The organism is Oxalobacter formigenes (assembly GCF_002127965.1).
Lineage (GTDB): Bacteria > Pseudomonadota > Gammaproteobacteria > Burkholderiales > Burkholderiaceae_D > Oxalobacter > Oxalobacter formigenes.
This window is the reverse complement of sequence record NZ_CP018787.1, coordinates 2,394,337-2,407,007: the sequence shown is the minus strand read 5'-3', so window position 1 is coordinate 2,407,007 and position 12,671 is coordinate 2,394,337. Positions and strand designations below refer to the sequence as shown.

Here is a 12,671-nt window from a genome sequence, read left to right as displayed (position 1 = left end):
AACAGATCCGGTAATGCATCCCGGACTTCTGGGAGAAAATATGGAAAAGAAACTCGTCGTCTGCCCGTACTGCGCGTCGGGCTGTAAAATCAGTTTTACTGTCGAAAACAACAAGATCATCAAAGCTGAAGGCGCTAACGGTTTTACCAATCAGGGTGAACTGTGCCTGAAAGGCTATTACGGCTGGGAGTTTTTGAATGATACCCGCCTGTTGACGCCTCGCCTGACCCAGCCGATGGTTCGCTACAGGAAAGGCGATCCATTCACCACGGTATCGTGGGATGAAGCGATCCGTTTCGCCAGTTCGAAACTGATGGACATCAAGGAAAAACACGGCCCCGATTCCATATTTATCAGCGGGTGTGCCCGTGGCCCCGGCAATGAAGCCAATTACGTTACCCAGAAATTCGCGCGTGCCGTTATCGGTACGAATAACGTCGATTGCTGCGCCCGCGTCTGTCACGGGCCGTCCGTTACCGCGCTGGAAAAAACGCTTGGCAGCGGCGCGATGAGCAACTCGATCGTTGAAATCGAAGATACGAAATGTCTCCTGATCTTCGGTTACAACGCAGCCGATTCCCATCCGATCGTTGCACGCCGGATTCTGAAAGCAAAACAGAAGGGCGCAAAGATTATCGTTTGCGATCCCCGAGTCATCGAATCGTCCCGTATTGCAGACATTCATCTGCAAATGAAGAACGGTTCCAACATGGCGCTGGTCAATGCCTTCATCAATACGCTGATCGAGGAAAACCTGTACAACAGGGAATTCGTCGAAAACTATTCCGAAGGTTTCGAAAAGATGCGCGAGCTCGTTTCGAAATACACGCCGGAAAATACCGCGGAAATTACCGGGCTCGATCCGAAAATGGTACGCGAAGCGGTTCGCATGTACGCGGCAGCCCCTTCTGCCACGATTTTGTGGGGTATGGGCGTCACGCAATGGGGGCAGGGCGTCGAAACCTGTATGGGCCTGTCCAATATTGCCGTCATCACAGGCAATCTTGCACGTCCGAATGTCGGTGTTGGTCCGGTTCGCGGACAGAACAACGTTCAGGGTTCCTGCGATATGGGAGCGACTCCGGGGCAATTCCCGGGATACCAATCGGTTGAAGATCCTGAAATCCGCGCCAAATTCGAAAAGGCATGGGGCGTCAAATCCCTGCCAGCCAAGAAAGGCATTCCAATTACCGAAGTTGGCCATAACGTTGAAGAAGGCAAGCTGAAGGCAGTTTACATTTTTGGTGAAGACCCGTTACAGACGGAACCGGATCTGTCTTCCGTACGTGAGGCTTATGAAAAACTCGAGCTGGTCATTGTTCAGGATATCTTCATGACCAAGACGGCCATGCAGGCAGACGTTATCTTTCCTGCAACGTCGTGGGGTGAACATGAAGGGGTCTATTCGGCAGCTGACCGTGGTTTCCAGTATTTTGAAAAAGCGATCGAACCGAAGGGCAATGTCAAGCCGGACTGGGAAATCCATAGCCTGATGGCGACGGCGATGGGTTATCCGATGAAGTATAAGAATACGAAGGAAATCTGGGACGAAATGCGTGAGTTGTGCCCTCTCTATTACGGTGCGACTTATGAAAAAATGGCAGGTCTCGGTTATGTGCCCTGGCCTTGCCTGACGCTGGATGATCCGGGTGATCAGTGGATGTACAAGGGCAACAGGTTCGCGACACCGAGCGGGAAAGCGCAATTGATCGCTTCCGACTGGAGACCGCCACTGGATCAGGTCGATGACGATTTTCCGCTGATTCTCTCGACTGTTCGTGAAGTCGGTCATTATTCGTGCCGTTCCATGACCGGCAACTGTTCGGCATTGCAGACGCTGGCTGATGAACCGGGTTATGTCCAGATGAATACGACGGATGCGCAGGAACTGGGCATTAAAGATGAACAGCTGGTCTGGGTTGAATCCCGTCGCGGAAAGGTTATCAGCCGTGCCAAGGTCAGTGAACGCACGAACCGTGGTGCCGTTTACATGACTTACCAGTGGTGGATCGGCGCCTGTAATGAACTGACGATCGAGCATCTTGATCCGTATTCCAAGACACCGGAATACAAATACAGTGCTGTCCGGCTTCACAAGATCGAAGACCAGAAGTGGGCTGAAAAATATCTTGTCGAAGAATACGGCAAGATGAAAGCCTCGCTCGCGAAAGCGGTCGATGATGCTGTAGCGGCCTGATCAAGCGGTTCAAGGTAACAAAAAACCTCTCCGGATGGAGAGGTTTTTTTATGGGCTGGCTTGTTGCTTACCTTTTCAGCGACAGCCAGATGGTTTTCGGTTCGGTGAAGTTTTCCAGAGCGGCTTCACCGTGTTCACGGCCGAAACCGGATTCACCCGTACCACCCCATGGGAGGCGGACGTCTGTGTAACCGTAGGTATTGACCCAGACAGTACCGGCCTTGATATCCTGTGCGACTTTGTGAATACGGGTCACGTCGGCACTCCATACGCCGGCAGCCAGGCTGAAAGCGGTTCCGTTGGCAATGGCGACGGCTTCTTCCTCATCCTCGAAGGAAATCACGCTGGCGACAGGGCCGAAAATTTCTTCCTGAGAAATGCGCATTTCGTTTTTGACACCGGTGAAAATCGTCGGGGCAACGTAGAAGCCTTTGTCGCCGACACGATCACCACCATACGCGACGGATGCACCTTCTTTCTTGCCGACGTCGATGTATTCCATGACGGTATTCAACTGGTTTTCGGAAACCAGCGGTCCCATGATGGTTTCTTTCGATGCCGTATCACCAATCTTGATGTGTTTTGCACGATCGATCAGGCGGTCGACGACTTCGTCGTGGATTTTCTTGTGGACCAGAATCCGGGAACCGGCCGAGCAGACCTGACCGGCATTGAAGAAGATGCCGGAAGCGGAACCGCGAACGGCCGCATCCAGATCGGCGTCGTCGAAAATGATATTGGCCGATTTGCCGCCCAGTTCCAGCGTCAGTTTTTTGAAGTTGCTCGACGCACCCTGCATGATGCCACGACCGACTTTCGGAGAGCCAGTGAAGGTGATTTTGTCGACTTGCGGATGAGCGACCATTGCATCGCCAACGACACTGCCTTTACCGGTAACGATATTCAGGACACCTGGAGGAATACCTGCTTCAAGAGCCAGTTCACCGATACGAATCGCGGTCATCGGGGTCAGTTCGGCCGGTTTGACAATCAATGTGCAACCACAGGCCAGCGCCGGAGCGATTTTCCATATGCCGATCATGATCGGGAAATTCCACGGCACGATCGCGCCAACAACACCGACTGGCTCGCGGACGGTATAGGTCAGCGCATCCGTTCTGGCAGGAATGACCTGACCGATGATCTTGTCGGTCCAGCCTGCGTAGTAACGGAGGGTATCGATAGCGGCAGGCATATCCTGTCTTCTGACACTGGAAATCGGTTTGCCAGCATTGATGCTTTCGAGAAGGATCAGTTCTTCCTGATTTTTTTCCAGCAGATCAGCGAAGCGGTTGAGAATCCGGCCACGTTCGGCGGCGCTGATGCCATTCCAGACTTTCAGGGCAGCCCGTGCTGCTTTGGCAGCGGTATCGACATCGTTTTCATCACCGGCCGCGACATAGGCGATGACTTCTTCCGTCGCCGGATTCAGGATGGTCGAATATTTCCCGCTTTTCGGTTTGACCCATTTGCCATTGATGAGCAATTCGTATTGTGGAACCTGGGCTTTGGCATTCATTGGAAACCTCCGTCGTAAAGACTTTATAATATTATTAAATGTTGATGTGAACTATTCTTTCATACCCATTGTGTTGCCGCAAGGCAATTTTTTATGGCTAAATGAGAATTGTTTTCATGAATTATATCTTCGGAAAAAAATTCCTGCCGAACACAGCAACTTTTCAGGTGCTGTGTCTGATCGACGCCGTATTTAAAGGCTTATTCAATCACGGCAATGCCTTTTACCTGGGCAAAGATGGGTTTGCCTATGCCCAGTTTGAGGGTATTGACCGACTTGCTTGTGATTCTCGACAATAAACGTGTTCCTTTTGCGTCGAGTTCGATTAAAACCTGGCCGTTCGCGTCAGGAGACAGATTGACGACTGTTGCTTCGAAAGCATTCAGGATGCTGGTATTCACCGGCTTTTCAGTTGTCAGGCTGACATCCCGTGCCTGAACACGAAGGCGAACTTGCTGACCCACGCTCAAATTGGCTGAAGGCAGCAAAATGTTTCCGCCTGAAAAACGGATCGTGGAGAGGCAGTATTCCCTGTCTTCCTCGATGACCTGTCCGTTTACGACAGCAGCAGCGACATCGTAATAAGCGAGAGGAAGATCCAGCCGGGTCAACATTTCGCTGATTTTTCCTGAAGCGATGACCTTGCCTTTTTCAAGGAGAACCAGATGATCGGCCAGCATACTGACTTCTTCCAGTGCATGGCTGACGTACAGAATCGGGATTTCCAGTTCTGCATTCAGACGCATGAGATAGGGAATGATTTCGGACTTGCGCTTCATATCCAGCGCTGCCAGCGGTTCATCCATCAACATGATATCCGGACTTGTCGCCAATGCACGGGCGATACTGACGCGCTGCTGTTCTCCGCCTGAAAGGGTATCGGGTACCCGGTCGAGCAGATGGCCGATTCCGAGCAGATCGACTGCTTTTTCCAGAGATATGACCCGTTTTTCAGCCGGAATGCGTTTCATCCCGTATTGCAGATTATTCCTGACGGAAAGATGCGGGAACAGCGCTGCATCCTGAAAGACGAAACCGACAGAACGTTTATGGGTCGGGACGAAGATTTTCTTTTCATCATCCTGCCATATTTCATCGCCGATCCTGATTTGTCCGTCTGATGGCTGGACAAGTCCGGCAACAGCGCGCAGCAGGGTGGATTTGCCGGCGCCTGATTCACCGAAAAATGCCGTGATTCCCGATCCTGGTAACGCCAGATCGAAATCCAGTTCGAAGTTTTTACGGGTCACTTTTCCTTTGAGAAGCAGATTTTTCATGCCCGCCTCCGGTTAGGATTCAAAAGGTAAAGTGCCAGTAAAACGAAAAACGAGAATATCAGCATGCCGGCAGAAAGCCAGTGTGCCTGTGTATATTCCAGCGCTTCGACATGGTCGTAGATCGCAACGGACAGAACACGTGTCTTGTCGGGTATGTTGCCCCCGATCATCAGTACGACACCGAATTCACCGACTGTATGGGCGAATCCCATGACGGTGGCGGTCAGATAGCCGGACTTTGCCATCGGCAGAATGACACTGAAAAAAGTGTCCAGCGGGGATGCCCGCAAGCTTGCCGCCGCTTCAAGCGGGCGTTTTCCGATGGTTTCGAAAGAATTCTGCAGGGGCTGAACCACGAAGGGCATGGAATAAATGACGGAAGCGACGACAAGACCCGAAAAGCTGAAGGGCAGCGTAGGCAGTCCAAGCCATTCACAGAACTGGCCGACAGGACCGTTTGGCCCCATCATGGTCAACAGGTAAAAGCCCAGAACGGTCGGTGGCAACACAAATGGGAGTGCCACGACAGCATTGACGGGGCCTCGCCACCAGCTATCCGTATGGGACAGTTTCCACGCAAGGGGTGTCCCGAGAACGAGGAGGATGGCGGTCGTCAGTGTTGCCAGCTTCAAAGTCAGCCAGACAGCAGAAAAATCCATTTCCAGCATTTTCAGTTATCCATTAATGGCCGTAACCGTAGGATTTCAATACCTTGTACGATTCGCCGGATTTGAGATATTTCATCAGGGCAACAGCGGCAGCATTGTTTTTTCCGTGGGTCAGCAGGACGGCATCCTGTTTGATCGGCTGGTAATCCCTTGCATCGATGATCCATGCGGAACCGCTTTTGACTTTGCCGTTCTTATAGATCTGGGAGAGGGCGACAAAACCGAGTTCGGCATTGCCGGAAGCGACGAACTGGTACGTTTGTCCGATGTTTTCACCCTGCACTATTTTGGCCTGCATGGTTTGCCACAAGCCCATTTTTTCGAGGGTTTGCTGCGCGGCCAATCCGTAAGGAGCCAGTTTCGGCGATGCGATGGCAATGTGATTGAATGGTTGCTTTTTCAGTATTTCCCCTTTATTGTCCACATAGCCGGGTTTTGCGGACCAGAGTGCCAGTTTGCCGATAGCGTAGGTAAAACGGCTACCGGGTACAATAGCGTCTTCGCTTTCCAGTTTTGCTGGCGTTTTTGCATCAGCTGCCAGAAGAATGTCGTAAGGGGCGCCGTTTTTTATCTGGGCATAGAGTTTGCCCGTAGCGCCGCTGGTGACCATGACTTTGTTGCCGGTCGTTTTTTCAAATTGTGCACTGATATTTTTGAGCGGTTCGACAAAATTGGCAGCCACGGCGACGTGGACGGTTTCTGCTGAAACAAAAGCGGATACGCTTAAAAGCAGAAATCCGAAAATTAAAGAAGGTAAACGGAAACATTTTTTCATGGTTGAACTCAATCGCTATTCATAATTGGAATAGCGATTCTAGCAGAACATTTTTCAAATGTTCAACTATTTTATTTTTTTAACGTGATTGAAAATGACTGATTCAGTTTCTCTGGCAAACGCTTTCGCTCATGGGACGACCGACAAACGGATCGAGGTTTTGAGGCAAATCGGGCAAACGGGTTCCATTTCACAGGCTGCACGCGAGGCAGGCATCAGTTACAAGGCGGCATGGCAGGCTATCGATACGCTGACTAACCTGACTGGGGTCTCACTGGTCGAAAAGGTCGTTGGTGGAGTTGGTGGTGGCGGCGCCAAACTGACGGATGAGGGGGAACGGCTGCTTCAGATCGCAGGTGTTCTTGAAAAAAAACGTCAGGAAGTGCTGGACCAGTTTCAGGGGGAAACCATCGATACGGTCGATGCGCGTTTTTCCCGTCTGTCGATCAGGACGAGTATGCGCAATTATCTGCCATGTCGGGTCAAGGGCCTGAAAATGAGCGGGCAAATCGTCCGGGTCTGTCTTGCCGTCAATGATTCAATGCCGGTCCTGATTGCGCGAATTACCCGCACGAGTGCCGAGCTGCTGGCTCTGAAACCCGGTCTTCAGGTCGTCGCCATGTGCAAGGCGACAGCGGTCAAGGTTTTTGACGAGACGAACACGTCCAATTTATCCTCGGCCAACCTGTTTTGCGGAAAGGTTGCGCGGATTTCAGCCGGTGACAAGGAAGATGAAGTCACGATGGAATTGATTCCGGGGCTGCAACTGGTCGGGTTCGCCTCCGCTGACAGGAAAATCCAGCTTGAGGACAGGGTGTTTGCCTCGGTCGATGAATCGGCTGTCGTGGTTGCGCTTCTGCCCTGAAAGAGGATGATATGAAAACGTATGACACAGCGGAAAAAGTCAGTGTGTGCCATTGGAAAAACGGACAAAAGGTACTGAGAGACGATACCGTTGCTGAAGAAGTCCCGGTCGCACTGGTTTATAACGGGATTTCTCACGCCGTCATGCTCGCGACGCCGGCAGATCTGGAAGATTTTGCACTGGGATTTTCACTGACTGAAGGTATTATTGAAGTCCCGGAAGAAATTTACGGGACAGAGATCGTCGAGGTTGAAAACGGCATTCGTGTTGAAATGGATATTGCCAGCGAACGGTTTCAGTATTTGAAGGAAAGAAGGCGAAATCTGACGGGGCGCACTGGTTGTGGCCTGTGCGGCACGGATTCCCTGTCTCAGGCGGTCCGCATGCCTCCTCTTGTCATGTCGAATCCAGTTTTCAGTACGGAAGTCATCCATTGGGGTTTTGAAAAAATGGATGAGCTCCAGCTTCTCAAGAAAAAGACAGGTGCAACCCATGCTGCGGCATGGCTGGACGCCAATGGCAATGTCGGGCTGGTTCGGGAAGATGTCGGGCGGCATAATGCACTGGACAAGCTGATCGGTGCGCTTGTCAGACAGAAAGCCGATCGTTCCACAGGGGCAGCGCTCGTAACGAGCCGGGCCAGTTATGAAATGGTACAGAAATGCGGATCGGCAGGTATCGGCATGCTGGCAGCAGTTTCTGCACCGACGGCACTGGCGATCCAAATCGCCAATGAAATCAATCTGACCCTGCTCGGTTTTGTCCGCGAAAACGGTCATACGGTTTACGCCCATCCACAAAGGCTTGTCTAGTTTGCTTTTGTACAGCGGCACATCAATCTGTACAATGTGAAATATCTTTATTATTCATCTCGCGATTATTGACCATGAAATTCGAAACTCTTGCGATTCACGCCGGTTATTCCCCTGATCCTGTTACCAAATCGGTTGCGGTGCCTATTTACCAGACAGTGGCTTATGCTTTCGACAGCGCGCAACACGGCGCAGACCTGTTCGATCTGAAAGTGCCGGGCAATATTTATACCCGTATCATGAATCCGACGAACGACGTGCTGGAAAAACGGGTTGCGGCTCTGGAAGGGGGTGTCGGAGGGCTGGCTCTGGCATCCGGTATGACGGCTGTGTCTTATGCCATTCAGACCATTACGGAAGTCGGCGATAATATCATCGCGTCGAGTACGCTTTACGGTGGCACATATAACCTGTTTGCCCATACGTTCCCGCAATATGGCGTTGAAGTCCGTTTTGCCGATCCTCTGCTGGAAGACGATTTCTCCGCACGGATCGACAGCAAGACGAAGGCTATCTTCTGTGAATCCGTCGGCAATCCGCTCGGCAATGTCACTGATATCGAAAAGCTGGCCAAAATTGCGCACGCTCACGGTATTCCCCTCATCGTCGACAACACGGTCCCGACTTCCTATTTGTGCCGTCCTTTCGAATTCGGTGCCGATATCGTGGTGTATGCCCTGACCAAATCGATGAACGGTCATGGAAACAGTCTGGGTGGTTGTATCGTCGATAGTGGCAAATTCCCATGGAAAGAACACAAGGAAAAATTCAAACGTCTGAACGAACCGGATGTTTCCTATCATGGTGTCGTTTATACGGAAGCCTTTGGCGATGCGGCCTATATCGGACGCGCCCGGGTCGTTCCACTCCGTAATATGGGTGGCGCACTTTCGCCGATGAATTCTTTCCTGATTCTGCAGGGCATCGAAACTCTCCCGCTGCGTATGGACAGAACCTGTGAAAATGCATTGGCCATCGCCAAATTCCTGAACGATCATCCAAAAGTATCCTGGGTGAACTGTGCCGCATTGCCGGATCATCGCGATCATGCCCTCTTGCAGAAATACATGAATGGCAAAGCTCCGAGCCTCCTGTCTTTCGGTGTGAAACCGTCTGGCAGCATGAGCGCACGCGAAGCAGGTGCCAAGGTACTGGATGGCTTCAAACTGTTTACCCGTCTGGTCAATATCGGTGATGCCCGTTCTCTGGCAACTCATTCGGCATCGACAACTCATCGTCAGCTGAGTACGGAAGAACTGAAAAAGGCCGGTGTCAGCGAAGACATGCTTCGCCTGTCTATCGGTCTGGAAAATGCAGACGATCTTATCGCCGATCTGGATCAGGCTCTGGCACAGATATAAAAGCGGTTCAATATGCTTGAAAAAACAGGACAACTTCAGTTGTCCTGTTTTTTTTATGGAACCAGAAAGGCAAATTCGAATCCTTGACTTGTTTTGTATTCAAACGTAAAAAACAGTGACCCTTTACAATTACCCTATACAATGACCAAAGCAAGCTGGACATGAGAATCTTTTTTTTATCCTCCCGGCATCCATTTTTCGACGGTTTTATACGGAGAACCTGTTCATGAGACCCTTCCGACATTCCCTGCTTTTTTCCCTGATATTTGTGACGCCACTTGCTTTTGCGGTGACCACTGTACAGACTGGCAAAAACGACCAGAAACAGGTTTCCCTGACGATTTATGAGCGCGATATGGCTCTTGTCAGGGATATCCGGCAAGTCCCGATGCACAATGGGGCCGTCAAAATCCGGTTTGCCGATGTGAGTGAACGGATTCAGCCGGAAACCGTCATGTTGAAGGATATGTCTTCGGGCAGAATCAGTGTCGCCCAGATTTATTTCGACAATAATCTGTTGTCTCCCCAAACGCTTCTGGAAAGCTATGTCGGCAAGAAAGTGAAGGTCGTCAAAACCAATCCGACAACAGGAGCGGAAACGGAAGAACAGGCTGAAGTGTTGTCAGCTCAGGGCGGAATTGTCCTGAAAATCGGAAACCGTATCGAAACGAGTGTGCCCGGCCGGATCGTTTACGATCATGTTCCGAATGGTTTGCTGGCAAAACCGGTTTTGACGGTTGAGATCAACAGCAATACAAGCCAGAGGCAGCAACTTGAACTGGATTATCTGACGAACGGGATCGGCTGGAATGCCAATTACGTTGCCCAGTTGAACGATAAGGAAAACCGGATGAATTTGTCCGGCTGGGCGGCCATTAGCAACAACAGCGGGTCGGAATTCAAAAATGCCAGAGTTCAACTGATTGCGGGAAACCCGAACATAACGTCGGGACGTCCGATCCTGATGGCGGCTGCCCGGTCGGCAAAATTCGATGCCATGCCGGCAAATAATGAAATTTCGCAGGAATCCTTTGCCGACTATCATTTGTATACGCTGCCACAAAAGGTCACGCTCGCGAACAATCAGACGAGACAGTATTCCCTTTTGAGTGCGAATGACGTCAAGGTGAAAAAAGAATGGGTACTGAATGGCGGTAATTATTATTACAGAAGCCGGATGCCGAATGTCAGTGACAATTTGCCGGTCAATATAACGGTCACATTCAGAAACACCAAAGGCGACAGGCTCGGTATGCCATTGCCGGGCGGGACCGTTCGTTTCTACCAGACGGACAATCACGGAAACCAGCAATTTCTGGGCGAAAGCCAGATGTCGCATACACCGGTCAATGGAGCAGTCAGTCTGAAAATGGGTGAATCGTTCGACGTGACAGGGTCAAGAAAACAGACGGAATACAAGATGTTGCCGTCGCAGGACCAGACTGTGAGGACGGTTGAAAGCGCTTATGAAATCGTTCTGAAAAATGCCAAAAACAATAGTGTGACCGTTCAGGTAAAAGAACCGATCCCCGGCAGCTGGCAGATTTTGCAGGAAAATCATCCTCATGCGAAAGACGGGATGAACGCTGTCTGGAACATCAAAGTACCTGCCAATGGTGAGTCCACTTTGAATTACCGTGTTCGTGTTGAATAATATTGCCTGTTGAATTCTGGATCTGTAAAGACATGGGTGAAAATTCGGTTTTCCTGCATATTTGCTGTGGCCCCTGTTCGTTGATGCCGGTTATGCATTTGCGAAAGGAGGGATTTGAGGTGACGGCCTTTTTTTTCAATCCCAATATCCATCCTGAAGAGGAGTATGAGTTCCGACGTGCTTGTGCACAGCTTGCAGCCGAAAAATTGGACTATCCACTTGTGTTGGCAGGCGAAGCGCAAGCACCTGCAAAATGGATTAAAGCATTGAATGGCATAACAGCAGAGGGCGAACGCTGTGTCCAATGTTACAGGCAGCGTTTGCTGGCGACGGCACTGGAAGCGAAAAAGCACGGTTTCAGATTTTTCACGACGAGCCTGCTGTATTCCCGTTATCAGCATCATGAAGCGATTTGCCGGGAAGCGGAACAGGTAGCGCTGGAAACGGGTGTCGCATTCCTTTATCGGGATTTCCGGCCCTACTGGTACGATGGCATCAATCTCTCGAAAGAGCTGGGACTGTATCGCCAGAAATGGTGTGGTTGCCTGCTGAGCCGGAAGGAAGCGGAAATCCAGCGTGAACAAAGGGCCGAACAGAAACGGCAGAAAGCGCTGGTTCGCAAGCTTGCAATGGCAGAGCATATGCCTTGAATGCAAGCTTTTTTCACCCACGATTTTTTTGTTCCGCCCGGGATTTCAAAAGTGTTCAATCCCCGTTGAGGGACATTTTCAGCCGTTTCCTGAATTCCTTTTCCGGCATCAGTTGCAGGGCATCCAGAATTTTTATCTGCAGGCTTCCCACTCCCTGATTCTTTTTCTGTACTTCTTCCGTTGCAAATTCTCCGACGACACCGAGATAGGCCATGGCGGATACGGTTGCACGCCAGTAATCGGATTGTACAGCTGTGAATGCACCGATCATGGCGGTGGCGGAACAGCCGGTTCCGGTAATTTTCGTCATCCATGGATGGCCGTTTTGCAGAAAGGCGGTCTTGCCGTTTTTGTCTGTAATAATGTCCGTCGCACCGGAAACACAGACGGTACCGTCAATTTTTCGGGCAAGCGTCTTTGCCGCGTCGATGGCGGCTTCCGATGATTGAAGACTTTCAACTCCTTTTGTGGCAGAATCCAGACCGGATACGCTCATGATTTCGGACGCATTTCCACGAATGACAGCCGGTTTTGCCATTACGAGCAACTCCGTAATCGTCCGGTTCCGATAAGAAGTCGCTCCGGCGCCGACCGGATCGAGAATAATCGGCTTGTTCAGTGAGGCTGCTTTTTTCGCCGCCAGTTTCATGGCTTCGACCCATTCCGGTTGAAGAGTACCGATATTCAATACCAGCGCACCGGCAATTGCGACCATTTCTTCCACTTCTTCCCGTGCATGTGCCATCACGGGTGCCGCTCCCAGAGCGAGAAGGGCGTTGGCGTTGTAACTCATGACAACCAGATTGGTAATCGAGTGTACGAGGGGAGCGGTTTTACGGACGGCGGCGACGTCGTTCCATATGTCTTGAACGCTTAATGTCATTTTGAATTCG

At 51.0% G+C, this 12,671-nt stretch carries 11 protein-coding genes; 6 read left to right on the top strand and 5 right to left on the bottom strand.

Features of this window, described 5'->3' with window-relative positions; all coding sequences use genetic code 11:
• Positions 1-40: 40 nt before the first annotated feature.
• Positions 41-2,197: a formate dehydrogenase subunit alpha gene (gene fdhF / locus BRW83_RS11325; RefSeq protein WP_005879249.1), complete on the top strand. Its 2,157-nt coding sequence runs from the start codon at positions 41-43 to the stop codon at positions 2,195-2,197.
• Between the two features lie 67 nt (positions 2,198-2,264).
• Here the strand turns inward: fdhF and BRW83_RS11320 are convergent, their stop codons facing one another.
• From BRW83_RS11320 to modA, 4 genes are all read right to left on the bottom strand, one after another.
• On the bottom strand, positions 2,265-3,716 hold the full coding sequence (locus tag BRW83_RS11320) for an aldehyde dehydrogenase family protein (RefSeq protein ID WP_005879251.1): 1,452 nt from the start codon (positions 3,714-3,716) through the stop codon (positions 2,265-2,267).
• A 200-nt stretch (positions 3,717-3,916) separates the two neighbouring features.
• A complete protein-coding gene (modC, locus tag BRW83_RS11315; protein ID WP_005879252.1) occupies positions 3,917-4,993 on the bottom strand; it encodes a molybdenum ABC transporter ATP-binding protein in 1,077 nt (358 codons plus the stop codon).
• A complete protein-coding gene (modB, locus tag BRW83_RS11310) occupies positions 4,990-5,661 on the bottom strand; it encodes a molybdate ABC transporter permease subunit (RefSeq protein ID WP_005879254.1) in 672 nt (223 codons plus the stop codon). The genes modC and modB overlap by 4 nt, the downstream gene beginning before the upstream one ends.
• 13 nt (positions 5,662-5,674) lie before the next feature.
• A complete protein-coding gene (gene modA, locus BRW83_RS11305; RefSeq protein ID WP_005879256.1) occupies positions 5,675-6,436 on the bottom strand; it encodes a molybdate ABC transporter substrate-binding protein in 762 nt (253 codons plus the stop codon).
• A 94-nt stretch (positions 6,437-6,530) separates the two neighbouring features.
• Here modA and BRW83_RS11300 point away from each other — a divergent pair, with 94 nt between their 5' ends.
• From BRW83_RS11300 to BRW83_RS11280, 5 genes are all read left to right on the top strand, one after another.
• On the top strand, positions 6,531-7,301 hold the full coding sequence (locus BRW83_RS11300; protein WP_005879258.1) for a TOBE domain-containing protein: 771 nt from the start codon (positions 6,531-6,533) through the stop codon (positions 7,299-7,301).
• An 11-nt stretch (positions 7,302-7,312) separates the two neighbouring features.
• The gene (gene fdhD / locus BRW83_RS11295) at positions 7,313-8,113 is read left to right on the top strand and encodes a formate dehydrogenase accessory sulfurtransferase FdhD (RefSeq protein WP_005879260.1); all 801 of its coding nucleotides are present in this window, start codon (positions 7,313-7,315) and stop codon (positions 8,111-8,113) included.
• Between the two features lie 74 nt (positions 8,114-8,187).
• The gene (locus BRW83_RS11290; protein ID WP_005879263.1) at positions 8,188-9,474 is read left to right on the top strand and encodes an O-acetylhomoserine aminocarboxypropyltransferase/cysteine synthase family protein; all 1,287 of its coding nucleotides are present in this window, start codon (positions 8,188-8,190) and stop codon (positions 9,472-9,474) included.
• A 226-nt stretch (positions 9,475-9,700) separates the two neighbouring features.
• Entirely contained in the window at positions 9,701-11,128 is a 1,428-nt protein-coding gene (locus BRW83_RS11285) for a DUF4139 domain-containing protein (protein ID WP_005879265.1), read from the top strand.
• Positions 11,129-11,160: 32 nt separating this feature from the next.
• Entirely contained in the window at positions 11,161-11,778 is a 618-nt protein-coding gene (locus tag BRW83_RS11280) for an epoxyqueuosine reductase QueH (protein WP_005879267.1), read from the top strand.
• A gap of 55 nt (positions 11,779-11,833) precedes the next feature.
• On the opposite strand, the gene thiM is transcribed toward BRW83_RS11280, so the two are convergent.
• A complete protein-coding gene (gene thiM, locus BRW83_RS11275) occupies positions 11,834-12,661 on the bottom strand; it encodes a hydroxyethylthiazole kinase (protein ID WP_005879269.1) in 828 nt (275 codons plus the stop codon).
• Between the last annotated feature and the right edge of the window lie 10 nt (positions 12,662-12,671).

Coding starts and splice junctions, on each gene's coding strand:
- fdhF (WP_005879249.1), top strand. CDS start 41: ATGGAAAAGAAACTCGTCGTCTGCCCGTACTGCGCGTCGGGCTGTAAA.
- BRW83_RS11320 (WP_005879251.1), bottom strand. CDS start 3,716: ATGAATGCCAAAGCCCAGGTTCCACAATACGAATTGCTCATCAATGGC.
- modC (WP_005879252.1), bottom strand. CDS start 4,993: ATGAAAAATCTGCTTCTCAAAGGAAAAGTGACCCGTAAAAACTTCGAA.
- modB (WP_005879254.1), bottom strand. CDS start 5,661: ATGCTGGAAATGGATTTTTCTGCTGTCTGGCTGACTTTGAAGCTGGCA.
- modA (WP_005879256.1), bottom strand. CDS start 6,436: ATGAAAAAATGTTTCCGTTTACCTTCTTTAATTTTCGGATTTCTGCTT.
- BRW83_RS11300 (WP_005879258.1), top strand. CDS start 6,531: ATGACTGATTCAGTTTCTCTGGCAAACGCTTTCGCTCATGGGACGACC.
- fdhD (WP_005879260.1), top strand. CDS start 7,313: ATGAAAACGTATGACACAGCGGAAAAAGTCAGTGTGTGCCATTGGAAA.
- BRW83_RS11290 (WP_005879263.1), top strand. CDS start 8,188: ATGAAATTCGAAACTCTTGCGATTCACGCCGGTTATTCCCCTGATCCT.
- BRW83_RS11285 (WP_005879265.1), top strand. CDS start 9,701: ATGAGACCCTTCCGACATTCCCTGCTTTTTTCCCTGATATTTGTGACG.
- BRW83_RS11280 (WP_005879267.1), top strand. CDS start 11,161: ATGGGTGAAAATTCGGTTTTCCTGCATATTTGCTGTGGCCCCTGTTCG.
- thiM (WP_005879269.1), bottom strand. CDS start 12,661: ATGACATTAAGCGTTCAAGACATATGGAACGACGTCGCCGCCGTCCGT.